The sequence below is a fragment of the Streptomyces sp. NPDC088923 genome, assembly GCF_044749745.1.
Classification (GTDB): domain Bacteria; phylum Actinomycetota; class Actinomycetes; order Streptomycetales; family Streptomycetaceae; genus Streptomyces.
This window is the reverse complement of record NZ_JBIVIO010000001.1, coordinates 2,238,881-2,264,095: the sequence shown is the minus strand read 5'-3', so window position 1 is coordinate 2,264,095 and position 25,215 is coordinate 2,238,881. Positions and strand designations below refer to the sequence as shown.

At 71.2% G+C, this 25,215-nt stretch carries 19 protein-coding genes and 1 tRNA gene; 12 read left to right on the top strand and 8 right to left on the bottom strand.

The annotated features are described in order from the left end of the window. The first annotated feature begins 8 nt into the window (after positions 1–8). Positions 9–2,297, top strand: a complete 2,289-nt coding sequence (locus ACIP4O_RS10220; protein ID WP_401573476.1) for an FdhF/YdeP family oxidoreductase — start codon at positions 9–11, stop codon at positions 2,295–2,297. Between the two features lie 38 nt (positions 2,298–2,335). Here the strand turns inward: ACIP4O_RS10220 and ACIP4O_RS10215 are convergent, their stop codons facing one another. Continuing rightward, positions 2,336–3,286, bottom strand: coding sequence for an aldo/keto reductase (locus ACIP4O_RS10215; protein ID WP_361325465.1), 951 nt, complete (start codon positions 3,284–3,286; stop codon positions 2,336–2,338). Positions 3,287–3,488: 202 nt separating this feature from the next. Between ACIP4O_RS10215 and ACIP4O_RS10210 the strand changes: the two genes are divergently transcribed. The 6 genes from ACIP4O_RS10210 to ACIP4O_RS10185 all read left to right on the top strand — a co-directional run bounded on the left by ACIP4O_RS10210 (position 3,489) and on the right by ACIP4O_RS10185 (position 10,232). After that, a complete protein-coding gene (locus ACIP4O_RS10210) occupies positions 3,489–3,962 on the top strand; it encodes a PaaI family thioesterase (RefSeq protein ID WP_401573473.1) in 474 nt (157 codons plus the stop codon). A 554-nt stretch (positions 3,963–4,516) separates the two neighbouring features. Continuing rightward, positions 4,517–5,743, top strand: a complete 1,227-nt coding sequence (locus tag ACIP4O_RS10205; RefSeq protein ID WP_401573936.1) for a branched-chain amino acid ABC transporter substrate-binding protein — start codon at positions 4,517–4,519, stop codon at positions 5,741–5,743. Between the two features lie 148 nt (positions 5,744–5,891). Then, positions 5,892–6,821, top strand: a complete 930-nt coding sequence (locus ACIP4O_RS10200) for a branched-chain amino acid ABC transporter permease (protein ID WP_007828426.1) — start codon at positions 5,892–5,894, stop codon at positions 6,819–6,821. 5 nt (positions 6,822–6,826) lie between these two features. Beyond that, on the top strand, positions 6,827–8,620 hold the full coding sequence (locus ACIP4O_RS10195; RefSeq protein ID WP_401573471.1) for a branched-chain amino acid ABC transporter permease: 1,794 nt from the start codon (positions 6,827–6,829) through the stop codon (positions 8,618–8,620). Between the two features lie 5 nt (positions 8,621–8,625). Next, positions 8,626–9,519, top strand: a complete 894-nt coding sequence (locus ACIP4O_RS10190; protein WP_401573469.1) for an ABC transporter ATP-binding protein — start codon at positions 8,626–8,628, stop codon at positions 9,517–9,519. Continuing rightward, complete coding sequence (locus tag ACIP4O_RS10185; RefSeq protein ID WP_401573467.1) at positions 9,516–10,232, top strand: ABC transporter ATP-binding protein; 717 nt, start codon at positions 9,516–9,518, stop codon at positions 10,230–10,232. The genes ACIP4O_RS10190 and ACIP4O_RS10185 overlap by 4 nt, the downstream gene beginning before the upstream one ends. An 84-nt stretch (positions 10,233–10,316) precedes the next feature. Here the strand turns inward: ACIP4O_RS10185 and ACIP4O_RS10180 are convergent, their stop codons facing one another. Then, complete coding sequence (locus tag ACIP4O_RS10180) at positions 10,317–10,988, bottom strand: response regulator (RefSeq protein ID WP_361325449.1); 672 nt, start codon at positions 10,986–10,988, stop codon at positions 10,317–10,319. Between the two features lie 100 nt (positions 10,989–11,088). Between ACIP4O_RS10180 and ACIP4O_RS10175 the strand changes: the two genes are divergently transcribed. Together ACIP4O_RS10175 and ACIP4O_RS10170 are read left to right on the top strand one after the other, a co-directional pair. Beyond that, positions 11,089–11,161 (top strand) — tRNA-Leu (locus ACIP4O_RS10175). 99 nt (positions 11,162–11,260) lie between these two features. Beyond that, positions 11,261–12,019, top strand: a complete 759-nt coding sequence (locus ACIP4O_RS10170) for a helix-turn-helix domain-containing protein (RefSeq protein WP_401573465.1) — start codon at positions 11,261–11,263, stop codon at positions 12,017–12,019. 135 nt (positions 12,020–12,154) lie between these two features. Here ACIP4O_RS10170 and pyk read toward each other — a convergent pair whose 3' ends face one another. Further along, positions 12,155–13,591, bottom strand: a complete 1,437-nt coding sequence (gene pyk / locus ACIP4O_RS10165; RefSeq protein ID WP_401573463.1) for a pyruvate kinase — start codon at positions 13,589–13,591, stop codon at positions 12,155–12,157. 240 nt (positions 13,592–13,831) lie between these two features. Here pyk and ACIP4O_RS10160 point away from each other — a divergent pair, with 240 nt between their 5' ends. Beyond that, complete coding sequence (locus tag ACIP4O_RS10160; RefSeq protein WP_401573461.1) at positions 13,832–15,628, top strand: bifunctional metallophosphatase/5'-nucleotidase; 1,797 nt, start codon at positions 13,832–13,834, stop codon at positions 15,626–15,628. A gap of 68 nt (positions 15,629–15,696) precedes the next feature. On the opposite strand, the gene ACIP4O_RS10155 is transcribed toward ACIP4O_RS10160, so the two are convergent. The 3 genes from ACIP4O_RS10155 to pepN form a co-directional block, all read right to left on the bottom strand. Then, positions 15,697–17,241: a lysine N(6)-hydroxylase/L-ornithine N(5)-oxygenase family protein gene (locus tag ACIP4O_RS10155; protein WP_401573459.1), complete on the bottom strand. Its 1,545-nt coding sequence runs from the start codon at positions 17,239–17,241 to the stop codon at positions 15,697–15,699. Beyond that, on the bottom strand, positions 17,238–18,626 hold the full coding sequence (locus tag ACIP4O_RS10150; RefSeq protein WP_401573457.1) for a pyridoxal phosphate-dependent decarboxylase family protein: 1,389 nt from the start codon (positions 18,624–18,626) through the stop codon (positions 17,238–17,240). The genes ACIP4O_RS10155 and ACIP4O_RS10150 overlap by 4 nt, the downstream gene beginning before the upstream one ends. 638 nt (positions 18,627–19,264) lie before the next feature. Continuing rightward, positions 19,265–21,757 carry an aminopeptidase N gene (pepN, locus tag ACIP4O_RS10145; RefSeq protein WP_401573455.1) on the bottom strand — a complete coding sequence of 831 codons (2,493 nt, stop codon included), beginning with the start codon at positions 21,755–21,757 and terminating at the stop codon, positions 19,265–19,267. Between the two features lie 114 nt (positions 21,758–21,871). On the opposite strand from pepN, the gene ACIP4O_RS10140 reads away from it, so the two are divergent. After that, a complete protein-coding gene (locus ACIP4O_RS10140) occupies positions 21,872–22,063 on the top strand; it encodes a hypothetical protein (RefSeq protein WP_401573453.1) in 192 nt (63 codons plus the stop codon). Between the two features lie 107 nt (positions 22,064–22,170). Here the strand turns inward: ACIP4O_RS10140 and ACIP4O_RS10135 are convergent, their stop codons facing one another. Next, positions 22,171–22,488, bottom strand: a complete 318-nt coding sequence (locus ACIP4O_RS10135) for a chorismate mutase (RefSeq protein ID WP_010261206.1) — start codon at positions 22,486–22,488, stop codon at positions 22,171–22,173. Positions 22,489–22,538: 50 nt separating this feature from the next. Between ACIP4O_RS10135 and ACIP4O_RS10130 the strand changes: the two genes are divergently transcribed. Then, a complete protein-coding gene (locus ACIP4O_RS10130; RefSeq protein ID WP_401573451.1) occupies positions 22,539–24,278 on the top strand; it encodes a beta-galactosidase family protein in 1,740 nt (579 codons plus the stop codon). A 74-nt stretch (positions 24,279–24,352) separates the two neighbouring features. Here ACIP4O_RS10130 and ACIP4O_RS10125 read toward each other — a convergent pair whose 3' ends face one another. Beyond that, positions 24,353–25,105, bottom strand: coding sequence for a S1 family peptidase (locus tag ACIP4O_RS10125; RefSeq protein ID WP_401573934.1), 753 nt, complete (start codon positions 25,103–25,105; stop codon positions 24,353–24,355). Positions 25,106–25,215: the final 110 nt, after the last annotated feature.

Here is a 25,215-nt window from a genome sequence, read left to right as displayed (position 1 = left end):
AGGGACCCATGGCGACGAAGCCGCCCGCGAGCGACCCGGCCCAGGACGCACCGCGCGTCACCGCCCCACGACACGCCGCGGCCGGGCTCCCCGCCGTCGGGCACTCGCTGCGGATCGCGCGGCAGCAGATGGGGCTCAGGCGCACCGCGCTCACACTCCTGCGGGTCAACCAGAAGGACGGCTTCGACTGCCCGGGCTGCGCCTGGCCCGAGGGCGACAAACGGCACACCGCCGAGTTCTGCGAGAACGGCGCGAAGGCCGTCGCCGAGGAGGCGACGCTGCGCCGCGTGGGCCCGGACTTCTTCGCCGCGCACTCCGTCGCGGACCTCGCGGAGCGCAGCGGCTACTGGCTCGGCCAGCAGGGCCGCCTCACCCAGCCCATGCACCTCGCCGAGGGCGCCACCCACTACACGCCCGTGAGCTGGGACGAGGCCTTCCGGATCGTCGCCGGGGAGCTGACCGCGCTCGACTCGCCCGACGAGGCCGTCTTCTACACCTCGGGCCGCACGAGCAACGAGGCCGCGTTCCTCTACCAGCTCTTCGCCCGCGAGTTCGGCACGAACAACCTGCCCGACTGCTCCAACATGTGCCACGAGTCGAGCGGTTCCGCGCTCTCCGAGACGATCGGCGTCGGCAAGGGCAGCGTCTCGCTCGAAGACCTCCACCAGGCCGACCTGATCATCGTCGCGGGCCAGAACCCGGGCACCAACCATCCCCGGATGCTCTCCGCGCTGGAGAAGGCGAAGGCGGGCGGCGCGAAGATCATCAGCGTCAACCCGCTGCCCGAGGCGGGACTCGAACGGTTCAAGAACCCGCAGACCCCCCAGGGCCTCGCGAGCGGCACCGCGCTCACCGACCTCTTCCTCCAGATCCGCCTCGGCGGCGACCAGGCCCTCTTCCGCCTCCTCAACAAGCTGATCCTGGAGACCGGGGGCGCGCTCGACGAGTCCTTCATCGCCGAGCACACCCACGGCTTCGAGGACTTCGCCGAGGCGGCGCGCGAGGCCGACTGGGACGAGACCCTCGCGGCGACGGGCCTGTCCCGCGCCGACGTCGAGGAGGCCCTGCGCCTCGTCCTCGCCTCCGAACGCACCATCGTGTGCTGGGCGATGGGCCTCACGCAGCACAAGCACTCCGTGCCCACGATCCGCGAGGTCGTCAACTTCCTGCTGCTGCGCGGGAACATCGGCCGCCCCGGCGCGGGCGTCTGCCCCGTGCGCGGCCACTCCAACGTGCAGGGCGACCGCACCATGGGCATCTTCGAACGGCCCGCGCCCGCCTTCCTCGACGCCCTGGAGCGCGAGTTCGGCTTCGCGCCACCCCGCGCGCACGGCTACGACGTCGTGCGCGCCATCCGCGCGCTGCGCGACGGCGAGGCGAAGGTCTTCCTCGCCATGGGCGGCAACTTCGTCGCCGCGTCCCCGGACACCGACGTCACCGAGGCCGCGATGCGCCGCGCCCGCCTCACCGTGCACGTCTCCACGAAGCTCAACCGCTCGCACGTCGTCACCGGGGCCCGCGCGCTCATCCTCCCCACGCTCGGCCGCACCGAACGCGATGTCCAGGCGGGCGGCGAGCAGTTCGTCACCGTCGAGGACTCCATGGGCATGGTCCACGCCTCGCGCGGACGCCTCGCCCCCGCCGGCCCCGCGCTGCTCTCCGAGCCCGCGATCGTGGCCCGCCTCGCCCGCGCCGTACACCCCGGATCGCCGCTGCCCTGGGAGGAGTTCGCCGCCGACTACGGCCGCGTACGGGACCGGATCGCCCGTGTGATCCCCGGTTTCGAGGACTTCAACGCGCGCGTCGCCCGCCCCGGCGGCTTCGCCCTCCCGCACGCCCCGCGCGACGAGCGCCGCTTCCCCACCGCGACGGGGAAGGCCAACTTCACCGCCGCGCCCGTCGAGTTCCCCCGCCTGCCGACCGGGCGCCTGCTGCTCCAGACGCTGCGCTCGCACGACCAGTACAACACCACGATCTACGGGCTCGACGACCGCTACCGCGGCATCGCGAACGGCCGCCGCGTCGTCCTCGTCCACCCCGAGGACGCGACCGCGCTCGGCCACGAGGACGGGGCGTACGTGGACCTCGTCAGCGAGTGGCGGGACGGCACCGAGCGCCGCGCGCCCCGCTTCCGCCTCGTCCACTACCCCACCGCGCGCGGCTGCGCCGCCGCCTACTACCCCGAGACCAACGTCCTCGTCCCGCTCGACGCGACCGCCGACACGAGCAACACGCCCGCCTCGAAGTCCCTCGTCGTCCGCCTCGAACCGGCCCGCGCGGACGCGCCCGCCGACTGAGCGGGCGCGTCCGGTAGGGGGGCGCCGGGCGGGGGCCGTCAGGCGGAGGCCGTGTCCAGGGCCTGGAGTTCGTCCCCGCTGAGCCGCAGGTCCGCGAGGGCCACGAGGGCGGGGACCTGCTCCACCGTGCGCGCGGAGGCGATCGGCGCCGCCACCGTGGGCTGCTGGGCGAGCCAGGCGAGGGCGACGGTGGCGAGTTCCGTGCCGTGCGCCGCCGCGATCTCCTTCATGGCGGCGAGGACCTTGTCGCCGCGCTCGGTGCCGGCGTAGCCGCCGGCGAGCCCCGGTACGTCGCGCACGTACCGGCCCGTGGTCCCCGGCTGGTACTTCCCGGTGAGGAAGCCGGAGGCGAGGGCGAAGTAGGGGACGCAGGCCAGTCCCTCGCGGGCGACGAGGTCGCGGCGCTCGCCCTCGTAGGTGTCGCGCGAGACGAGGTTGTACTGGGGCTGGAGCACCTCGAAGCGCGCCAGGCCCTCGGCGCGGGCGAAGCGCAGCATGGCGTCGAGCCGTGCCGGGGAGATGTTGGACGCCCCGAGCGCCCGGGTCTTCCCGGCCCGCACCAGCTCGTCGAACGTCGTGACGATGTCCTCGACGGACACGGACTCGTCGTCGAAGTGCGCGTAGTAGAGGTCGACGTGGTCGGTGCCGAGCCTGCGCAGCGAGTCGTCGAGCGCGGCGCGGATGTTGTCGGGGGCGAGGCCCTTGCGCTCCGGGTGGTCGCCGACCTTCGTGGCCACGACGACGTCGTCCCGGTTGCCGCGTGCGGCGAGCCAGGCGGCGATGATCCGCTCGGACTGTCCGGGGTCGTTCCCGGGGAACTGGTACATGTACGAGTCGGCGGTGTCGACGAAGTTCCCGCCCGCGGCGGCGTAGGCGTCGAGCACGGCGAAGGACTGTTCGCGGTCGGCCGTCCAGCCGAAGACGTTGCCGCCCAGGCACAGAGGGGATGTGGAGAGATCGGACGCGCCCAACTTCTCGTGATCAAACATCTCTTCATTAAACACGTCCGTGCTTTTCCGGCCGGGGCGCCGCTCGGGCGGGGGGCGCGACAGGTTCCGGGGCGCCGGGCACGTGACCAAGCGCACTAAGCGTTCGCTCAGCGCACCTGATAGGACAGAACCGCACGCGGCACCCGCCGCGGGCGGCGTGGCCGCGGGCCACGCGGCGGACGCGACAGAAACGGAGCCGCACATGGGCGAGCACCGCGGCGTGAAGTTCCCCCAGGAAGTCCTCGACCGCTTCAGCAGCCTCGGCGTCGACCTCCCCTCCTACTTCTCGGCGGGCCACCTCGGCACCCGGATGGGCATCGAGGTCGTCGAGGCCTCCCCCGAGAAGGTCGTCGGCACGATGCCCGTCGAGGGCAACACGCAGCCCTACGGCCTCCTGCACGGCGGCGCGTCCGCCGCCCTCGCCGAGACACTCGGCTCCGTCGGCGCCATGCTCCACGGCGGCCCCGGCAAGGTCGCCGTCGGCGTGGACCTCAACTGCACCCACCACCGGGGCCTCTCCAGCGGCCACGTCACCGGCACGGCGACCCCCGTGCACCGGGGGCGCTCCACCGCCACGTACGAGATCGTCATCACCGACGAGAGCGGCCGACGCGTCTGCTCCTCCCGCCTGACCTGCCTCCTGCGCGACGCTCCGCAACCCCCCACAACCGTCTGAGCGGTCAAGCCCGTTACGGCGGGGCCCGCCCCAACTTGGGGCGTGAGCCCCGCCGTTCGCATTCCCGCACACGTACACCGCCCACCGGACACCCCGCCCGGGCGCCCGCCCCGCCGAGGCCCGTCGGGTGCCCGTACCACACCCGCCGTTCGTCACGTTGCGTAACACGTACGCAATACGGCCCGCACACCCCGTTCACGCACCAAAACGACCCCCAACCACCACCACGGGCACCATGGGACAGACCGCCGCCAGTACCAAAACCCCCTGAAGTTGCTTACACATGCAGGGAGTTCTCACGATGCGGAACAAACACCCCTCACTCCCGGGCCCCACCCCCTTCTCGCATAACAAGACAGTCACATCCTGTCCGCTCCCCACCCCACACCCCTTCACCTGCGCTTAGAGTCACGGCCAGTCACCATTACGCCGGGCAGCACACCCCGAGCACCACCGCACCACCGAGCACCACCGTCCTGCCCGGCGCGATCGACACGGCACCTCCAGCGAGGAGGCCGCGCCAGGGAAAGGACCCATCCGTGCGACACCGTTCCTTGCTCATCCTCACCACCGTCCTGACCACCGGGGCACTCACCCTCAGCGCCTGCGGCTCACGCGACGACGACTCCGGCGACGACAAGGGCGGCTCGAACGGCGGCAAGAAGACCACCGTCGTCATCGGCGTCGACGCACCCATCACCGGCGACCTCTCCGCCCTCGGCCTCGGCATCCGCAACTCCGCCGAACTCGCCACCAAGATCGCCAACAAGCAGGACCTCGTCCCCGGCATCCAGTTCGACGTCCAGCCCCTCGACGACCAGGCGCAGCCGACCATCGGCCAGCAGAACGCCACCAAGTTCATCGGCAACAAGGACGTCCTCGGCGTCGTCGGCCCGCTGAACTCCAACGTCTCGCAGTCGATGCAGAAGCCCTTCAACGACGCGAAACTCACCCAGGTCTCCCCCGCCAACACCGGCACCGAGCTGACCCAGGGCGACAACTGGAAGACCGGCGACAAGAAGCGCCCCTTCGCCTCCTTCTTCCGCACCGCGACGACCGACCAGATCCAGGGCTCCTTCGCCGCCACGTACCTCCACGACACGGCGAAGATCAACAAGGTCTACCTGATCGACGACCAGAAGACCTACGGCGCCGGACTCGCCGCCTCCTTCAAGGACACCTTCACCAAGCTCGGCGGCAAGATCGTCGGCGCCGACCACATCAACCCCGACGACCGCGACTTCAACTCCGTCGTCGCCAAGGTCAAGAAGACCGGCGCCAAGGCCGTCTACTACGGCGGCGAGTACCCCGCCGCCGGCCCCCTGAGCCAGCAGCTCAAGGACAGCGGCGCCAAGATCCCCCTCATGGGCGGCGACGGCATCTACGCCGCCGACTTCATCAAGCTCAACAAGAAGGCTCAGGGCGACCTCGCGACCTCCGTCGGCGCCCCCGTCGAACAGCTCGACTCCGCCAAGAAGTTCATCTCCGACTACGAGGCCGCCGGTTACAAGGACGGCTACGAGGCGTACGGCGGCGGCACCTACGACGCCGCCTGGTCCATCATCGAGGCCGTCAAGAAGGTCGTCGACGACAACGACGGCAAGCTCCCCTCCGACGCCCGCGCCAAGGTCCTCGAAGCCATGAGCACCGTCAAGTTCTCCGGCGTCACCGGCGACATCTCCTTCGACGAGTACGGCGACACCACCAACACGATGATGACCGCCTACCAGGTCGAGAGCGGCAAGTGGGTGCCCAAGAAGAGCGAGGTCTACAAGCCGTGACCCGCTGAGGGGCCCCACCCACAGCCCCCCGAGCGCTCGTCACCCCGCCCCACCCGCCCACCACCGGGCACCCCACACACGCCGCGCGGGATGCACACAGCGTCCCGCGCGGCGCACCCTTATCCGACCACTCCACGGAGGCCCTGCGGTGCACGAACTGCCGCAACAGCTGGCCAATGGACTCATCCTCGGCGCGATGTACGGACTCATCGCGATCGGCTACACGATGGTCTACGGCATTGTCCAGCTCATCAACTTCGCCCACGGCGAGATATTCATGATCGGAGGATTCGGCGCCTACACCGTCTGGACCCTCCTGCCCGACGGCTCCTCGCTCGCCGCCGTCATCCCCCTCATGATCCTCGGCGGCATCCTCTGCTCCGTCCTCGTGGGCACCGCGGCGGAACGCTTCGCCTACCGCCCCCTGCGCGGCGCCCCCCGCCTCGCCCCCCTCATCACCGCCATCGGGCTCTCCCTCTTCCTCCAGCAACTCGTCTGGGCCTTCTACCCCGACGCCAAGTCCGACATCTCCTTCCCCCAGTTCCACGGCGACCCCTTCCACGTCCTCGGCGCCACCGTGCAGCGCGGCGACCTCTTCGTCATCATCGCCGCCCCCGTCTGCATGATCGCCCTCGGCTGGTTCGTCAACCGCACCCGCTCCGGACGCGGCATGCAGGCCACCGCCCAGGACCCCGACACCGCCAAGCTCATGGGCATCAACACCGACCGCATCATCGTCATGGCCTTCGCCATCGGCGCCGCGTTCGCCGCCGTCGCCGCCGTCGGCTACGGACTGCACAACGGCCAGATCGGCTTCCGCATGGGCTTCATCATGGGCCTCAAAGCCTTCACCGCCGCCGTGCTCGGCGGCATCGGCAACCTCTACGGAGCCATGCTCGGCGGACTCGTCCTCGGCATCGCCGAATCCCTCGCCACCGGCTACATGGGCGACGTCCCCGGCATGGACCTCTTCGGCGGCGGCGCCTGGAAGGACGTCTGGGCCTTCGTGCTCCTCATCGTCGTCCTCCTCATCAGGCCCCAGGGTCTCCTGGGCGAACGCGTCGCGGACAGGGCGTGAACACCATGACCGACACCCAGCTGCTGAAACTCCCCGCCCCCGCCGCCCGCTACGGCACCCTCGCGGGCGCCCTCATCGCCTTCGCCGGCACCTTCCTCTCCTGGACCTACACCGAGGAATTCCCCGGCAACCTCACCGTCAACGGCTATCCCGGCGGCCTCCAGCTCATCACCCTCACCGGAGCACTCCTCACCGCACTCCTCACCCTCGCCGCCCTCGGCACCCCCGGACTGCGCTGGCTCACCCCCGGCGGCCCGCACAGCGCCGTACGCCTCATGGCCCTCGGCACCCTCGCCGCCACCCTCTACACCGTCATCGCCATCGCCGTCGAACTCGACGGGCTCATCGCCCTCGACCCCGGCGCCTGGATCTCCCTCGTCGGCTCCCTCGTCGCCGCCACCGCGGCCTTCGGCCTCCCCGACGACACCCCCTACGACCCCCAGCCCGGCGACACCGCGCTGAACCGCCTCACCCACACCCTCAAGGCCCCGGCCCCCCGCGCCCCCAGCCGCACCCTCCCCGCCTGGGCCGACATCCTCCTCATCGCCGTCGCCTTCGGCCTCGCCCTCTACGTCTTCACGTACGGCATCGACATCGACAGCGCCAACTCCGAACTCTTCATCGGCTACCTCATCCTCGTCGCCCTCGGCGCCCTCTCCCTCACCCGCGCCGGACTCTTCCGCCGCCTCGCCGCCCTCACCGCACGCCACCGCGCCGTCAGCCTCGCCGCGATGTTCGTCGCCGCGATCTGCTTCCCCTTCACCCAGGACAACGACACCTACGCGCTCATCGGGACCAACATCCTGATCTTCGCCACCGTCGCCCTCGGCCTCAACGTCGTCGTCGGCCTCGCCGGACTCCTCGACCTCGGATACGTCGCCTTCCTCGGCGTCGGCGCCTACACCGCCGCACTCGTCTCCGGCTCCCCCCAGTCCAGCATCGGCGTCCACTTCCCCTTCCCCCTCGCCGTCCTCACCGGCGCCGCCGTCTCCCTCGTCTTCGGCGTCGTCATCGGCGCGCCCACACTGCGCCTGCGCGGCGACTACCTCGCCATCGTCACCCTGGGATTCGGAGAAATCTTCCGGATCACCATGAACAACCTCAACGGCAACAGCGGCCCCGACCTCGTCAACGGCTCCCAGGGCATCCCGAACATCCCCGACCTCGAAATGTTCGGCTTCAAGTTCGGCGAAGCCCACGACGTCCTCGGCTTCCCGCTCGGCAGGTCCGGCAACTACTTCCTGCTGATGCTCCTGTTCACCGCGATCGTCCTCCTCGTCTTCCACCGCTCCGGGCAATCCCGCATCGGCCGCGCCTGGGTCGCCATCCGCGAGGACGAGACCGCCGCCTCCGCCATGGGCATCAACGGCTTCCGCCTCAAACTCCTCGCCTTCGCCCTCGGCGCGACCCTCGCCGGACTCGCCGGCACCGTCCAGGCACACGTCAACTACAGCGTCACCCCCGAGCAGTACCAGTTCGCCGGGACCGCCCCGCCCAACTCCGCCTTCCTCATCGCCGCCGTCATCCTCGGCGGCATGGGCACCATCACCGGCCCCCTCATCGGCGCCGCACTGCTCTTCCTCATCCCGGAGAAGCTCGAATTCATGCAGAAGTACCAGCTTCTGCTCTTCGGCCTCGCCCTCATCCTCCTCATGCGCCTGCGCCCCGAGGGCATCGTCCCCGACCGCCGCAAGCAACTCGAATTCCACGAGAACGACCAACTCGCCGTGCCGGAACAGCGCCTGACCGGGGACAACGCACCCGAAGCCGCCACCGGCGCCACCAAAGCGGGGGCCTGACCACCATGACCACCACCACGACAACCCCCGCCCCCACCGGCACCGCCGTCCTCGAAGCCACCGGCGTCACCATGCGCTTCGGCGGCCTCACCGCCGTACGCGACGTCTCCCTCACCGTCAACACCGGCGAGATCGTCGGCCTCATCGGCCCCAACGGCGCGGGAAAGACCACCTTCTTCAACTGCCTCACCGGCCTCTACGTCCCCACCGAGGGCCGCGTCGCCTACAAAGGCACCACCCTCCCGCCCAAACCCCACCTCGTCACCAAGGCCGGCATCGCCCGCACCTTCCAGAACATCCGGCTCTTCGCCAACATGACCGTCCTGGAGAACGTCCTCGTCGGCCGCCACACCCGCACCCGCGAAGGGCTCTTCTCCGCCCTCCTGCGCGGCCCCGGATTCCAGCGCGCCGAAGCCGCCTCCACCGCCCGGGCCATGGAACTCCTGGAATTCATCGGCCTCGCCCACAAAGCGGACCACCTCTCGCGCAACCTCCCCTACGGCGAGCAGCGCAAACTGGAGATCGCCCGCGCCCTCGCCAGCGACCCCGGACTCCTCCTCCTCGACGAACCCACCGCCGGGATGAACCCCCAGGAGACCCGCGCCACCGAGGAACTCGTCTTCGCCATCCGCGAGCAGGGCACCGCCGTCCTCGTCATCGAGCACGACATGCGGTTCATCTTCAACCTCAGCGACCGCGTCGCCGTCCTCGTCCAAGGGCAGAAACTCCTCGAAGGCACCCCCGACATCGTCCAGGCCGACGAACGCGTCATCGCCGCCTACCTCGGCACCCCCATGGACACCGCCCCCGAGGACGAGGCCCTCGCCGAGGTCCAGGCCGCCGAAGCCGCCGCCACGAAGACCGACACCCCCCGGACCACCAAGGAGGACGGCGAGTGACCGCGCTCCTCGAAGTCGACAACCTCCGCGTCGCCTACGGCAAGATCGAAGCCGTCAAGGGCATCAGCTTCACCGTCGAGGCCGGACAGGTCGTCACCCTCATCGGCACCAACGGCGCCGGCAAGACCACGACCCTGCGCACCCTCAGCGGACTCCTCAAACCCCTCGCCGGCACCATCACCTTCGACGGGCAACCGCTCCACAAGTACCGCGCCGACCAGATCGTCGCGCTCGGCCTGGCGCACTCCCCCGAAGGCCGCCACATCTTTCCCCGCATGACCATCGAGGACAACCTCCGCCTCGGCGCCTTCCTCCGCAAGGACACCGAAGGCATCGCCAAGGACATCCAGCACGCCTACGACCTCTTCCCCATCCTCGGGGAACGCCGCAGGCAGGCGGCGGGCACCCTCTCCGGCGGCGAACAGCAGATGCTCGCCATGGGCCGCGCCCTCATGTCCAAGCCGAAACTGCTCATGCTCGACGAACCCTCCATGGGCCTCTCGCCGATCATGATGCAGAAGATCATGACGACCATCGCCGAACTGCGCGAACAGGGCACCACGATCCTGCTCGTCGAGCAGAACGCGCAGGCCGCGCTCTCCCTCGCCGACCAGGCACACGTCATGGAGATCGGCACGATCGCACTGAGCGGCACGGGCTCCGACCTCCTCCACGACGAGTCCGTCCGCAAGGCGTACCTCGGCGAGGACTGACCCGGCCCTCCGGGCAGGTACGGGGAAGGGGCGCCCACCTTGTGGTGGGCGCCCCTTCCCCGTACGTACGTACCTCGGCGGCGGCTACTTGTCCTTCTGCTCCTTCGCCGCCTTCTTCTCCGCCGCGTCCTCGATCACGGCCTCCGCCACCTGCCGCATCGACATGCGCCGGTCCATCGACGTCTTCTGAATCCACCGGAACGCGGCAGGCTCGGTGAGCCCGTACTCCGTCTGCAACACCGACTTCGCCCGGTCCACCAGCTTGCGCGTCTCCAGCCGCTGCGAGAGGTCCTCGACCTCCTTCTCCAGCGCCCGCAACTCCGTGAACCGCGAGACCGCCATCTCGATCGCCGGCACGACGTCGCTCTTGCTGAACGGCTTCACGAGGTACGCCATCGCGCCCGCATCCCGCGCCCGCTCGACGAGGTCGCGCTGCGAAAACGCGGTGAGCATCAGCACGGGGGCGATGGACTCCTCGGCGATCTTCTCGGCCGCCGAGATCCCATCCAGCACGGGCATCTTCACATCGAGGATGACGAGGTCGGGCCGGTGCTCCCGAGCCAGCTCCACAGCCGCCTGCCCGTCCCCGGCCTCCCCGACGACGGTGTACCCCTCCTCCTCCAGCATCTCCTTGAGATCGAGCCGGATGAGCGCCTCGTCCTCGGCGATGACGACACGCGTGGTGAGGGGCGGCACATGCGATGACTCGCCGTGGGCGGCGGCAGCGGAAGACGACTGGGGCTCGGGGGCGCTCACGGGGGCTCCTCGTATAGGCAGGGGACTGCTGGAGAGAGCCTACCCAGCTGGGGTAAGGTGTGGCGCATTGGGTCGGAGGAAACCTTCGATTCCAAGGCAAGCCCCGGTAGCCCAGCGGTAGAGGCCATGGATTCAAAACCCATCCAGCGTCGGTTCGAATCCGACTCGGGGCACTCGGTCCACTGAAGGAAAACCCGGTCGGGTATCACTCGATCGGGTTTTTCAATGCCGAGCCGCGCCTTTTCCCACGCGCGGCGCACATCATGTGCCGCATGTACAAGCACTCTGTCCGCGCGCAGGCGCTCCGTCTCCTGGAGCGGGGCCACAGCCTCAATTCCGTGAGCAAGCAGACCGGGATATCCCGCTCAGCGATCCGCGGCTGGCGCGACCGGATCGATCCGGTACGGGCGGTGGCCACCTGTTGCCGTTGCCAGGACCTCCCCACCGCACCGCCCGACCCCGCCGCGTACTGCTACCTGCTCGGCCTCTACCTGGGCGACGGCTGCCTCAGCCGCTCCACCAAGGGCGTCTACACCCTCCGTATCGCCTGCGCCGACGCCTGGCCCGGCCTCCAGGACGCCTGCGAGACCGCGCTCCGCACCGTCCTTCCGCACAACAGTGTCTGGCGCACGCAGTGCCCGGGCTGCGTCGCCGTCTCCGGCAGCAGCAAACACTGGTCCTGCCTCTTTCCGCAGCACGGCGCGGGAAAGAAACACGAGCGCGCGATCGTCCTCGCCGGCTGGCAGCGGGATCTCGTCGCGGAATTCTCCTGGGAATTCGTGCGCGGCCTCATCCATTCCGACGGCTGCCGCATCACCAACTGGACCGTGCGCACGGTGAACAGGGAGCCGAAGCGGTACGAATACCCGCGTTACTTCTTCACCAACAAATCGGCGGATATCCGGGACCTGTACTGCGAGGCCCTCGACCGGCTCGGGGTCGCGTGGAAAAGACCCAATGCATACAACATCTCTGTCGCCCGCAAAGCCTCCGTCGCCCTCATGGACGCCCACATCGGTCCCAAGTACTGAGACACGCGCCGGGACGGGCGCAAGAGGGTGCCGGGACGGGCGCAGGGGGGCGAGCGGGACGGGCGCAAGGGGGCGAGCGGGACGGGCGCAAGGGGGCGAGCGGGATTCCGGTCGCCCCCTTCGTACCGCGCTCGTCTACTTCGGGGCGTCGTCCTCTCCGATGTGGTGCACCCGCACCAGGTTCGTCGTGCCCGCGACGCCCGGAGGGGAGCCGGCCGTGATCACGACGACGTCGCCCCGCTCGCAACGGCCGAGCTTCAGGAGCATGTCGTCGACCTGCTCGACCATCGCGTCCGTGGAGTCCACGTGCGGCCCGAGGAAGGTCTCCACGCCCCAGGACAGGTTGAGCTGTGCCCGCGTCGCCGGGTCGGGGGTGAAGGCGAGGAGCGGGATCGGGGAGCGGTAGCGGCTCAGGCGGCGGACCGTGTCGCCGGACTGCGTGAAGGCGACGAGGAAGCGGGCGCCGAGGAAGTCGCCCATCTCGGCCGCCGCGCGGGCGACCGCCCCGCCCTGGGTGCGGGGCTTGTTGCGATCGGTGAGGGGCGGCAGTCCCTTGTCGAGGATCTCCTCCTCGGCCGCCTCCACGATGCGCCCCATGGTGCGGACGGTCTCGACGGCGTACTTCCCGACGCTGGTCTCGCCGGAGAGCATCACGGCATCCGTGCCGTCGATCACGGCGTTGGCGACGTCGGAGGCTTCGGCGCGGGTCGGCCGGCTGTTCTCGATCATGGAGTCGAGCATCTGGGTCGCGACGATGACGGGCTTGGCGTTCCGCTTGGCGAGCTTGACGGCCCGCTTCTGTACGAGGGGCACCGCTTCGAGGGGCATCTCGACGCCGAGGTCGCCGCGGGCGACCATGATGCCGTCGAAGGCGTCGACGATCTCCTCGATGTTCTCGACGGCCTGCGGCTTCTCGACCTTGGCGATGACGGGGAGGCGGCGGCCTTCCTCGCGCATGACGCGGTGGACGTCGACGATGTCGCGGGCGCTGCGGACGAAGCTGAGGGCGATGATGTCGGCGCCGGTGCGCAGGGCCCAGCGGAGGTCTTCGATGTCCTTCTCGGAGAGGGCGGGGACGGAGACGGCGACGCCGGGGAGGTTGAGGCCCTTGTGGTCGGAGACCATGCCGCCTTCGACGACGGTGGTGCGGACGCGGGGGCCTTCGACGGCGGTGACCTGGAGGCAGACCTTGCCGTCGTCGACGAGGACGCGTTCGCCGGGGGTGACGTCGGTGGCGAGTCCGGCGTAGGTGGTGCCGCAGCTGCCGCGGTCGCCCAGGTAGCCGTCCTCGGTGGTGATGGTGAAGGTGTCGCCGCGTTCAAGGAGTACGGGGCCTTCGCTGAAGCGGCCGAGGCGGATCTTCGGTCCTTGAAGGTCGGCGAGGACGCCGACGCTGCGGCCGGTCTCCTCGGCGGCTTCGCGGACGCGGTGGTAGCGCTCCTCGTGTTCGGCGTAGCTGCCGTGGCTGAGGTTGAAGCGGGCCACATCCATTCCGGCTTCGACCAGGGCTTTGATCTGGTCGTAGGAGTCGGTGGCTGGGCCCAGGGTGCAGACGATTTTCGCTCGGCGCATGGTTCGAGCCTAGGGCTTACCGGCGGGTAGGGGGCTGGGTGGTGGTGACGAGCCAACGGCCTTTGGGTGCACGGGATTTGACAAATGTTGAATGAGCGGGTGCGGTCTCCGATGAGCGGGGGACGGGGTGGTGCCGGGGGTGGTCATCTGATCGCAACGTGGCGGGGGTGTTGCGGGGTTGGCGTTTCGGGCCATCATCTACGCGCGTTGTTCCGCGGTGTGGACGAGAGGGAGTACGTGATGAGCGTGGATCGCAGGGTGTTCCTGGGTGCTTCGGCGGCGACCGGGGCGGTGGTGGCGCTGGGTGCGGCGGCGCCGGCCGAGGCCGCGAAGGGGGGTGGACGGGGCAAGGAAGCGCGTCGGTACGGGTTTTCGGTACTCGGGACGACGGATCTGCACGGCAATGCGATGAACTGGGATTATTTCACCGATAAGGAGTACGACGACGCGCAGCACAATGACGTGGGCCTCGCGAAGATCTCGACGCTGGTGAATCGCCTGCGCGAGGAGAAGGGGCGGGGGAACACGCTGCTGATCGACGCGGGCGACACGATCCAGGGGACGCAGCTCTCGTACTACTACGCGCGGATCGATCCGATCACGGCGCGGCGGGGGCCGGTGCATCCGATGGCGAAGGCGATGAACGCGATCGGGTACGAGGCGGCGGCGCTGGGGAACCACGAGTTCAATTACGGGATCGAGGTGCTGCGGAAGTTCGAGGAGCAGTGCGAGTTCCCGTTGCTGGGCGCGAACGCGGTGGACGCGCGTTCGGGGCGGCCCGCGTTTCGCCCGTATGTGATGAAGCGGCTGCGGACGCCGCACGGGCGGGATGTGCGGGTGGCGGTGCTCGGGCTGACGAATCCGGGGATCGCGATCTGGGACAAGGTGAATGTGCAGGGGAAGCTGAAGTTCCCGGGGCTGGAGGAGCAGGCGGCGTACTGGGTGCCGAAGTTGCGGTCGATGGGCGCGGACGTGGTCCTGGTGGCGGCGCACTCGGGTGCGGACGGTTCCTCGTCGTGGGGTGATCAGTTGCCGTACGTGGAGAACGCCGCGGCGCGGGTGGCGGAGCGGGTGCCGGGGATCGACGCGATCCTGGTGGGTCACGCGCATGTGGAGATCCCGGAGCGGCGGGTGGTGAACGCGGAGTCGGGGCGTGAGGTGGTGCTCTCGGAGCCGTTGAAGTGGGGACAGCGGTTGTCGGTCTTCGATTTCTCGCTGGTGTGGGAGCGGGGGCGGTGGTCGGTGGAGCGGGTGGCTTCGCGGGTGCTGAACTCGAACGAGGTGGCGGAGGACGTGCGGATCACGCGGTTGCTCGCGAAGGAGCACCGTGAGGTGGTGGCGTACGTGAATCAGGTGATCGGTTCGTCGGTGGTGGAGATGTCGACGGCGGAGGGGACGTACAAGGACGTTCCGATGGTGGATCTGATCAACCACGTGCAGGCGGAGACGGTGCGGGGTGCGCTGGCTGGCGGGGAGTACGCGGAGGTGCCCGTGCTGTCGCAGGCGTCGCCGTTCTCGCGTACGGCGCGGTTCCCGGCGGGGGATGTGACGATCCGGGACGCGGCGGGTCTGTACACGTTCGAGAACACGTTGGAGGCGCGGCTGATCACGGGTGCGCAGTTGAAGGAGTACCTGGAGTACTCGGCGAAGTTCTTCGTGCGGACGGCGGTGGGGGCGCCGGTCGATCCGGCGGCGTTGACGAACGCGGACGGGACGCCGGACTACAACTACGACGTGGTGTCGGGTGTTTCGTACGACATCGACATCTCGAAGGAGGTGGGCGCGCGGATCGTGGGCCTGACGTTCGAGGGTGCGCCGGTGGCGGACGAGGCGCGGTTCGTGCTGGCGGTGAACAACTACCGGGCGAGTGGTGGCGGGAACTTCCCGTACGTGCCGAAGTCGACGCAGGTGTGGGCGAATTCGGAGGAGATCCGCAACACGATCATTACGTGGGTGCGGGAGGCGGGGACGATCGATCCGGCCGATTTCGCGGGGGTGGAGTGGCGGTTGGTGCGGGAGGGGGTGCCGGTGTTCTGAGGCCGGTGGCCTGAGTCGGTGTGTGCGCGTACGGCCCCGGAGGGTTCTCCGGGGCCGTACGGGTGTGTTCAGGGTTGTTCGTTGAGGCGGACCAGGTGCTGGGGGCGGGGCGTGGGGGCGGTTTGGGGGGTGAGGCCGAAGGTGGTGAAGGCGGTGCGGGTGGGGAGGGGGTAGGGGGTGGTGCCGGTGAGGGTGTTGAGGATGGTGGCGCTGCGGTGGGCGGCGAGGCCGAGGTCGGGGGCGCCGACGCCGTGGGTGTGGCGTTCGGCGTTCTGGACGTAGACGTGGGAGCCGGTGGCGGTGATGGCCTCGTCGAGGTGGAGGCGGTAGTGGGCGTCGACGCGGGGGCGTTCGGCGTTGTCGCGGCGCAGGTAGGGGTCGAGTCCGGCGAGAAGTTGGGCGAGGGGGCGTTCGCGGTAGCCGGTGGCGAGGACGACGGCGTCGGTGGTGAGGCGGGAGCGGGTGCCTTGTTCGCGGTGTTCGAGGTGGAGTTCGATCTGGGTGGTGGCGACGCGTCCGGCGGTGCGGACGCTGACGCCGGGGGTGAGGGTGGCGTCGGGCCAGCCGCCGTTCAGGGTGCGGTGGTAGAGCTCGTCGTGGATGGCGGTGATGGTCTCGGTGTCGATGCCCTTGTGGAGTTGCCACTGCTGGGCGGTGAGCTGGTCGCGGGTGGTCTCGGGGAGGGCGTGGAAGTAGCGGGTGTAGTCGGGGGTGAAGTGTTCGAGGCCGAGTTTCGAGTACTCCATGGGGGCGAAGGCGGGGGTGCGGGCGAGCCAGGTGAGGCGTTCGCGGCCGGGGGCGCGGTGGCGGAGGAGGTCGAGGAAGATCTCGGCGCCCGACTGTCCTGAGCCGATGACGGTGATGTGTCCGGCGGTGAGGAGTCGTTCGCGGTGGCCGAGGTAGTCGGCGGAGTGGACGACGGGGACGTGGGGGGCTTCGGCGAGGGGGCGCAGGGGTTCGGGGATGTGGGGGGCGGTGCCGATGCCGAGGACGAGGTTGCGGGTGTGGGTGCGGCCGAGGGCGTGGGCCTCGCCGTCGGCGTCGAGTTGGGTGTAGTCGATCTCGAAGCAGGAGCGGTCGGCGTTCCAGCGGACGGCGTCGGCCTGGTGGGAGAAGTGGAGTCCGGGGAGGTTCTCGCTGACCCAGCGGCAGTAGGCGTCGTATTCGGCACGGTGGATGTGGAAGCGCTCGGCGAAGTAGAAGGGATAGAGGCGGTCGTTCGCTTTGAGCCAGTTGAGGAAGGTCCAGGGGTTGCCGGGGTCGGCGAGGGTGACGAGGTCGGCGAGGAAGGGGACTTGGAGGGTGGTGCCGTCGATGAGCTGGCCGGGGTGCCAGTGGAAGGCGGGGCGTTGCTCGTAGAAGGCGGTGCGCAGGGGGGCGGTGCCGGTCGGGAGGTGGTGGGCGAGGGCGGCGAGGGAGAGGTTGAAGGGGCCGATGCCGATTCCGGCGAGGTCGAGGGGGGTTTCGGTGGGGGTGGGTGTGGAGGGCTCGGGGGCGGGGGCGGCCTCGGGGGGTTCGGGTTCCTCGGTGGCGTCGGTGGTTTCCGCGGCCCGGGGGGCGGGGACGGCGGGGGTGTCGTGGTGGCTTCGGAAGGGGCGGGGCTGGAGGTTCATCGGGGGGTGTGTCCTTCCACGAGGTCGAGGAGGGCGGTGAGGTCCTGGGGGGTGGTGTGGGGGTTGAGGAGGGTGGCCTTGAGCCAGAGGCGGCCTTCGGCGCGGGCGCGGCCGAGTACCGCGGTGCCTTCGGTGAGAAGGGTGCGGCGGAGCCGGGCGAGGTCGTGGTCGGTGGCGTGGGTGGGGCGGAAGAGGACGGTGCTGAGGGTGGGGGGTGCCCAGAGGTCGAGGTGGGGGCGTTCGGTGATGAGGGCGGCGAGGGTGCGGGCCTGCTCCTGGACGGTGTCGACGAGGTGGGCGAGTCCTTCGCGGCCGAGGGTGCGGAGGGTGACGGCGACCTTGAGGACGTCGGGGCGGCGGGTGGTGCGCAGGGAGCGGCCGAGGAGGTCGGGGAGTCCGGCGTCGGTGTCGTCGTCGGCGTTGAGGTAGTCGGCCTGGTGGGTGAGGGGGGCGAGGTCGTGGGGGTCGCGGGTGGCGAGGAGTCCGGCGGCGACGGGCTGCCAGCCGAGTTTGTGGAGGTCGAGGGTGACGGTGTGGGCGCGGTCGAGGCCGGTGAGGTGGTGGCGGTGGGTGGGGCTGAAGAGGAGGGGGCCTCCGTAGGCGGCGTCGATGTGGAGGCGGGCACCGAATTCCTCGCAGAGGTCGGCGAGTTCGTCGAGCGGGTCGATGAGTCCCGCGTCGGTGGTTCCGGCGGTGGCGGCGACGAGGAGGGGGCGGCCCCGGTGGGTTTCGAGCGCGGTGCGGAGGTCCGCGGGGTGGACGCGTCCGGTGGGGGTGGGGATGCGGTGGGCCGGGGGGAGGCCGAGGAGCCAGGCGGCGCGGGGCAGGGAGTGGTGGGCGTTGGCGCCGTGGAGGAGGAGCGGGGCGCGGTCGGGCGCGGCTTCGCGGGCGAGGAGGACGGCGAGTTGGTTGGCCTCGGTGCCGCCGGTGGTGACGAGGGCTTGGGCCGCGACGGCCTGGGGGTAGATCTCGGCGGCGAGGGTGTGGGTGACGTGTTCTTCGAGCGCGGTCGCGGCGGGGGCCTGGTCCCAGGAGTCGAGCGAGGGGTTGAGGGCGCTGGCGGCGAGGTCGGCGGCGGTGGCGACGGCGAGCGGGGGGCAGTGCAGGTGGGCGGCGCAGTGCGGGTGGGCGGGGTCGGCGGCGCCGGCGGCGAGGGCGGTGACGAGGGTGGTGAGGGCGGTGTGCGGGTCGGTGCCGGTGTCGGGGAGTACGGGGGTCGCCGCGGCGTGGAGGGCGGCGGCGACGGGCGCGGGGCCCCCGGCGGGGAGGGGGCCCTTGCGGTGGTGGGCGCCGTCGGTGAGGGCGGCGAGGACGGTGTCGAGCAGGGGCCGCAGGGCCTCGGCTCCGTGCGGGCCGCCGGACAGGGGCGGGAGGGGGCGGGGCATGACGGCTCGTCCTTCGGGTCTGCGGGTCGGCGGTCAGCCTGCCCGGCGCTGCGCGTGCGAGGTCCACAGAGCCCAACGAACGGAACCCGAAAGGGGTATGGGGGTGGGGTGAATCCGCCTCCGGGTGGGGGTGGTCTGGTATAGGGGCTGCGTTACGGGGGGCTGGTAGGGGGCGGGGGCGGCGGTACGGGGCGAGGGCGACCCGGCGGGGGCGGCGGTACGGGGAGGTGCCGGTACGGGGCGAGCGCGAGGGGGGCGGGTACTGGACGGTGCGTGTTCTTCGCCGTCACCTGTGGATAACTCGGCCTGAAGCGGAAATCCGCTCACCCTTGGGGGTGAGCGGATTCGCGGGTTTCGCCGAGTTGTCCACAGATGCGGGTGGAGGGGGCGGAACGGGCTTGCGGGTGCGGAAGACTTGGTGTTGGGGTCGCCCCCCCAGGGCGGGTGGGGGCTGTCCGCACCCAGAGCGGGCGGGGGCTGCCCGCACCCACGGCGGGCGGGGGCTGCCCGCACCCACGGCGGGCGGGGACTGTCCGCACGCAGGGCGGGCGGGGGCTGCCCGCACCCACGGCGGGCGGGGACTGTCCGCACTCAGGCCCGGCGGGAACCGCCCACCCCCCCCACCCCAGCTACGCGCCTCAGCCCTTCGCCCCCTCCCGCACCCGCAGCGCGCGGCGGAGGTCGTCGAGTTGGTCGGTCAGGGCGCGGCGCAGGGCCGGGGTCGCGTCCGTGGCCGTGCGGAGGGTTTCCTCGCCGAGTGCGAGGTGTTCGGGGGTGACGGTGCTCGTGGGGAAGGCGGTCTTGCCGGCCGCCTGGGCGAGGGCGGCGCCCCGGCGCTCGGCGAGGGCGAGCGCGGCCGGGTAGTAGCGCTCCACGTAGGGGGCGAGGAGCGCGGCCTGTTCGGGCTGCCAGAAGCCCTGTGCGGTGGCGGTGAAGAGGTAGTTGGAGAGGGAGTCGTCCTCGAAGAGGGAGCGGAAGGCGGCCTCCTTGGCCTCGGGGTGGGGCAGCGCGGCGCGGCAGCGGGCGGCGCCCTCGTGCCCGGTGGCGCTGGGGTCGCGGTCGAGGGCGGCGGCGATGGTGGCCTCGTCGGTGGCGCCGAGGACGGCGAGGCGGGTGAGGAGTGTCCAGCGCAGTTCGGGGTCGAGGGCGGGGCCGCCGGGGACGGTGCCGCCCTCGTACCAGTCCTGGAGGGTCTCGGGGCGGGTGGCGAGGTGGAGGAGGTTGCGTACGGCGGTGAGGCGCAGGGAGGGGTTGTGGCCGTCCTCGGTGCGGCGCAGGAGGTCGCGGCATGTGTCGCCGAGGAGGGTAAGGGCCTCGGGGCGGCGGGTCGCGTCGGTGTACTGGTCGGCGACCTGGGTGTGGGCGAACTGGAGGACGCCGCGGACGACGGCGGCGTCGTCCTCGTGCGGGAGGTGGGCGCGGACGGCGGCGAGGTAGTCGGCGGGGGCGAGGCGGTTGTCGCGTACGGCGTTGCGCAGCGCGGTCCAGACGACGGCGCGGCTCAGCGGGTCGGCGATGCCGGAGAGGTGCGCGGTGAGGGTGGCGTGGGAGGTGTCGTCGAAGCCGGTCTTGGCGTAGGTGTGGTCGTGGTCGTTGAGGAGGACGAGGGCGGGGCGGGGGGCCTCGACGGTGACGGTCGTGGGGGTGCCGGGGGTGAGGTCGAGCCAGGTGTCGGGGCGGCGGCGGGGGGCGCCCTCGGGGTCGAGGTCCCACAGGCCGAGGCGGACGCGGTGGGGGCGGGTGCCCTCGTGGCGGACGGTGAGGCGGGTGCCGGTCTCGTCGAGCTCGGGGGTGAGGGTGTCGACGCCGGTGGTGCGCAGCCAGGATTCGGCCCAGGCGTGGACGTCGCGCGTGGTCGCGGAGGCGAGCGAGTCGAGGAAGTCGGCGAGGGAGGCGTTGGCGAACTTGTGGCGGGCGAAGTGGGTGTTGATGCCCGCGAGGAAGTCCTTCTCGCCGAGCCAGGCGACGAGTTGGCGCAGTGCGGAGGCGCCCTTGGCGTAGGAGATGCCGTCGAAGTTGAGGAGGGCGGCGGCGGTGTCGGGGACGTCGTCGGGGGCGACGGGGTGCGTGGAGGGCCGTTGGTCGGCCTCGTAGCCCCAGGTCTTGCGGGAGACGGCGAACTCGGTCCAGGTGTCGGCGAAGCGGGTGCTTGCCTCGGCGAGGGTCTGGTAGCCCATGTACTCGGCGAAGGACTCGTTGAGCCAGATGTCGTCCCACCAGCGCAGGGTGACGAGGTCGCCGAACCACATGTGGGCCATCTCGTGGGCGATGACCATGGCGCGGGTCTGGCGTTCGGTCTCGGTGACGGCGGAGCGGTAGACGAATTCGTCGCGGAAGGTGACGAGTCCGGGGTTCTCCATGGCGCCGGCGTTGAACTCGGGGACGAAGGCCTGGTCGTAGGAGTCGAAGGGGTAGGGCTCGGTGAACTTCTCGTGGTAGCGGTCGAAGAGGGCGCGGGTGACGTCGAGGATCTCCTCGGCGTCGGCGTCGAGGTGGGGGGCGAGGGAGCGGCGGCAGTGGATGCCGAAGGGGAGGCCGCGGTGCTCGGTGCGCACGGAGTGCCAGGGTCCGGCGGCGACGGCGAGGAGGTAGGTGGAGATGAGCGGCGTGGTCGCGGCGGTCCAGGTGCCGTGCCCGTCGTGGGTCGTGACGGTGTTGGCGAGGACGGTCCAGCCTTCGGGGGCGATGACGGTGAGGTCGAAGACGGCCTTGAGGTCGGGCTGGTCGAAGGCGGTCAGGACGCGCTGGACGTCCTCCATGAAGAGCTGGGTGTAGAGGTAGGTCTCGCCGTCGCTGGGGTCGGTGAAGCGGTGCATGCCCTCGCCGGTGCGGGAGTAGCGCATGGTGGCTTCGGCGGTGAGGGTGTGTGCGCCCGCGGCGAGGGCGGGCAGGGGGTAGCGGTTGCCGTCGAGGCGGGCGGGGTCGAGCGGGGTGCCGTCGAGGGCGATGGTGTGGAGGGTGTCCGGCTTCAGCTCGACGAAGGTGTCGCCTTCGGCGCGGGCGGTGAAGTGGATGACGGTCGTGGAGCCGAAGGTCTCGGGGCCCTGGGTGAGGTCGAGGCGGACCTCGTAGCGCTGGACGTCGAGGAGGGCGGAGCGGGTGTGCGCTTCGTCGCGCGTCAGTACGGACATGGGGCCATGCTGCCGGAGCCGGGTGGGGTTGCGGGAGGCAGGGCGCGGCATGGTGGTGCGCGGGAGCGGGGAGGTCTACTGTGCGCGTCCGGCTGTGTGGGAGGAGTGAGCGGTGTGACGGTGGTGGAGCTGTACGGGGGTCCCTTGGACGGGAAGCGGCACGAGGTGGAGGGGGTGCCGGGGGTGGAGCTGCGGTTCGCGGCGGTGCCGAAGTGGGAGGGGGCGCGGGAGGACGAGTCGGTGACGCTCGTGTACCGGCGGGAGGAGGGGGTGTACCGGTACGTGGAGTCGGTGCCGGGGGTGTAGCGGTACGGGGACGGTTCGACGTCCCCGCGCGGGCATCCGCCCCGGCCGACGTCCCCGCGGCCCCGCCCCGGCCGACGTCCCCGCAGCCCCCGCCCGCTCCGTGCGGCTCAGCTCTTGCCGCCCGCTTCCTCCGCGATGCGCTCGTGGTGGCGGATGACCTCCGCGACGATGAAGTTCAGGAGCTTCTCCGCGAAGGCCGGGTCGAGTTTGGCGCTTTCGGCGAGGCGGCGGAGGCGGGCGATCTGCTGGGCCTCGCGGGCGGGGTCGGCCGGGGGCAGCTGGTGGGCGGCCTTGAGGTGGCCGACCTGCTGCGTGGCCTTGAAGCGTTCCGCGAGCATGTAGATGACAGCGGCGTCGATGTTGTCGATGCTGTCCCGGAGCCGGAGCAGTTCGGCGCGGGCGTCCTCGGCGTTGCTGGTGGTCATGGACAGGGAGCCTACGGTGGCCGGGGCACCGGGGCGGACAGGGGTAGGCGATGTTCGAGGTCGGCGAGCGGGATTTCCTGGTGGACGGGCGGCCGGTGCGGCTGCTTTCGGGGGCTTTGCACTATTTCCGCGTGCATGAGGGGCAGTGGGCGCACCGGCTCGGGATGCTGCGGGCGCTGGGCCTGAACTGCGTGGAGACGTACGTGCCGTGGAACCTGCACGAGCCGGAGCGGGGGCGGTACGAGGACGTGGCGGCGCTCGGGCGGTTCCTGGACGCGGCGGCGGAGGCGGGCCTGTACGCGATCGTCCGGCCGGGGCCGTACATCTGCGCCGAGTGGGAGAACGGCGGGCTGCCCGTCTGGCTGCGGGGCCCGCTGCGGACGCGGGACGCGAGTTACACGGAGCCGGTCGCCGCGTGGTTCCGGCGGCTGTTGCCGCAGGTCGTGGAGCGGCAGGCGGACCGGGGCGGGCCCGTGGTCATGGTGCAGGTGGAGAACGAGTACGGAAGTTTCGGCTCGGACGCGGTGTACCTGGAGTGGCTGGCGGGGCTGCTGCGCGAGGTGGGTGTGACGGTGCCGTTGTGCACGTCGGACGGTCCCGAGGACTGGATGCTGTCGGGCGGCACGGTGCCGGGGGTGCTCGCGACGGTGAACTTCGGCTCGGGGAGCGCGGAGGCGCTCGCGACGCTGCGGCGCGCGCGGCCCGAGGGTCCTTTGATGGTCATGGAGTTCTGGTGCGGGTGGTTCACGCACTGGGGGGACAAGGCCGTGGAGCGCAGGGACGCGGCGGACGCGGCGGCGGAACTGCGGGCGATCCTCGACGCGGGTGCCTCGGTGAACCTCTACATGGCGCACGGCGGTTCGAACGGCGGCTGGGAGGGCGCGAACCGGCTCGGCGAGTGGCACGACGGCGCGTACACGGCGACGACGACCTCGTACGACTACGACGCCCCGATCGACGAGGCGGGCCGCCCGACGCGGAAGTTCCACCTCATGCGCGAGGTGCTCGCCCCGTACGCGCGGGGTCCGCTCCCGGAGTTGCCCGCCGCTCCCTTGGCGCTCGGCGCGGAGGTGTCGGTGCGGCCCGAGGCGTGGGCGCCGCTCGACGCGCTCGTGGACGCGGTGGGCGGCGGGGAGCGCGAGTCGGCATGGGCTCCGTCGTTCGAGGACCTGGGCGTGGACCGGGGCCTGGTCCGTTACCGGCTGCGCGTCCCGGGTCCGCGCGCGCCGCGCCCCTTGCGTCTGCCGGAGATACGGGACCTGTGCGAGGTGTACGTGGACGGGGTCCGCGTCGCGCCGGGCACCCCGGTCGGGGGTGGGGCCGAGGTCGAGCTGTGGGTGGAGTCCCTGGGGCGCGTCAACTACGGGCCGCGCCTGGGCGAGCCGAAGGGCCTGCCGGGCGGTGTGCTGCACGCGACCCAGTACCTCCACGGCGTCCGCGCGACCCCGCTGCGGCTGCGGGACCTGGACGGCGCGCTGCCCGCGCTGCCCTTCGCGGCGCCGCCCGTGCCGGGGGCGCGCGGTCTGCACCGCGCCGTGTTCGCGACCGCCGCTCCGGGGGATGCCTGGCTCTCGCTGCCGGGGTGGGGCCGGGGCTTCGTGTGGCTGAACGGCGAGTGCCTGGGCCGCTACTGGTCGCAGGGCCCGCAGACCGAACTCTTCGTGCCCGGACCTGTGTTGCGGGCGGAGGGCGAGAACGAGCTACGGGTCCTGGAGCTGGCGGGCCCCAAGGGGCCGGACTCGGAGGGCGAGGAGGCGGGGGCGGTGCGGTTGCGGCCGGTGGAGGGGTGAGGCCGGTCCGTACGGCCGCGACGGGCCCCGTACCGCGGTAGCCCCGAGCTCCCGGGAGCCCCGCTCCCCCGTCGTCACAGCGTCCGTGCCGCCTTCGCGATGTCCTCGCGGAAGTGACTCAGTTCGGTGTAGACGCCGGGGGTGTGGGCGCGCCCGCAGCCCTGGCCCCAGCTGACGATGCCGATCTGGACGGGTTCGCGCGAGGGGCCGGGGCGGAAGAGGGGGCCTCCGGAGTCGCCCTGGCAGGCGTCGGCGCCGCCCTTGGGCTTGCCCGCGCAGAGTTCCTCGGCCGGGACGAGGTCCTTGCCGTAGGTGCGGGCGCAGGTGCGGTCGTCGACGAAGGGGACGTCGACGGTGCGCAGTTGGCGCACCTCGGTGCCGTTCTCGCTCGTGGCGCCCCAGCCGGCGACGGTGAAGGTGCCCTTGTCGTAGCGCTTCGACGGGGTGAGGGGGAGCGTCGGGAGGTCGACGGGCTCGGCGAGTTCGAGGAGGGCCCAGTCCTTGCCCGCTCCGTCGTAGCCGGGCGCGAGGACGGCCTTGGTGCCGCGGACCTTGAGCGCGTCGGGGCTGTCGAGGTCCGTGCTGCCGAGGGTCGCGGTGACCTGGTCGGGGCTGACGGTGCCGTCGAGGCAGTGCGCGGCGGTGAGGACGAGGTCCTCGGCGTAGAGGGAGCCGCCGCAGCCCATCGAGAGGTGGACCGCCCAGGGGTACTCGCCGGGGGCCGCTTCGGTGCCGCCGATGACGGGGCGGGGCGCGGCGTGGGCGGTGGTGGCGCCGAAGGTGAGCGCGACGGCGGCGAGGACGGTGCCGAGGGTGCGGTACGGCAGGCGGTACGGCAACGGGGGCCCTTTCGCTGGGGGTGCTCCGGTGACCGGGGCGCCGTGGGGAGGGTGCCGGTGGGGAGCCTGCCCAACGAGACGGGTGGGGATGCGTGACG

What these genes read in the sequence shown, in the direction of transcription:
- ACIP4O_RS10220 (WP_401573476.1), top strand. Translation starts at nt 9, where the DNA reads ATGGCGACGAAGCCGCCCGCGAGCGACCCGGCCCAGGACGCACCGCGC.
- ACIP4O_RS10215 (WP_361325465.1), bottom strand. Translation starts at nt 3,286, where the DNA reads ATGTTTGATCACGAGAAGTTGGGCGCGTCCGATCTCTCCACATCCCCT.
- ACIP4O_RS10210 (WP_401573473.1), top strand. Translation starts at nt 3,489, where the DNA reads ATGGGCGAGCACCGCGGCGTGAAGTTCCCCCAGGAAGTCCTCGACCGC.
- ACIP4O_RS10195 (WP_401573471.1), top strand. Translation starts at nt 6,827, where the DNA reads ATGACCGACACCCAGCTGCTGAAACTCCCCGCCCCCGCCGCCCGCTAC.
- ACIP4O_RS10190 (WP_401573469.1), top strand. Translation starts at nt 8,626, where the DNA reads ATGACCACCACCACGACAACCCCCGCCCCCACCGGCACCGCCGTCCTC.
- ACIP4O_RS10170 (WP_401573465.1), top strand. Translation starts at nt 11,261, where the DNA reads ATGTACAAGCACTCTGTCCGCGCGCAGGCGCTCCGTCTCCTGGAGCGG.
- pyk (WP_401573463.1), bottom strand. Translation starts at nt 13,591, where the DNA reads ATGCGCCGAGCGAAAATCGTCTGCACCCTGGGCCCAGCCACCGACTCC.
- ACIP4O_RS10160 (WP_401573461.1), top strand. Translation starts at nt 13,832, where the DNA reads ATGAGCGTGGATCGCAGGGTGTTCCTGGGTGCTTCGGCGGCGACCGGG.
- ACIP4O_RS10155 (WP_401573459.1), bottom strand. Translation starts at nt 17,241, where the DNA reads ATGAACCTCCAGCCCCGCCCCTTCCGAAGCCACCACGACACCCCCGCC.
- ACIP4O_RS10150 (WP_401573457.1), bottom strand. Translation starts at nt 18,626, where the DNA reads ATGCCCCGCCCCCTCCCGCCCCTGTCCGGCGGCCCGCACGGAGCCGAG.
- pepN (WP_401573455.1), bottom strand. Translation starts at nt 21,757, where the DNA reads ATGTCCGTACTGACGCGCGACGAAGCGCACACCCGCTCCGCCCTCCTC.
- ACIP4O_RS10135 (WP_010261206.1), bottom strand. Translation starts at nt 22,488, where the DNA reads ATGACCACCAGCAACGCCGAGGACGCCCGCGCCGAACTGCTCCGGCTC.
- ACIP4O_RS10130 (WP_401573451.1), top strand. Translation starts at nt 22,539, where the DNA reads ATGTTCGAGGTCGGCGAGCGGGATTTCCTGGTGGACGGGCGGCCGGTG.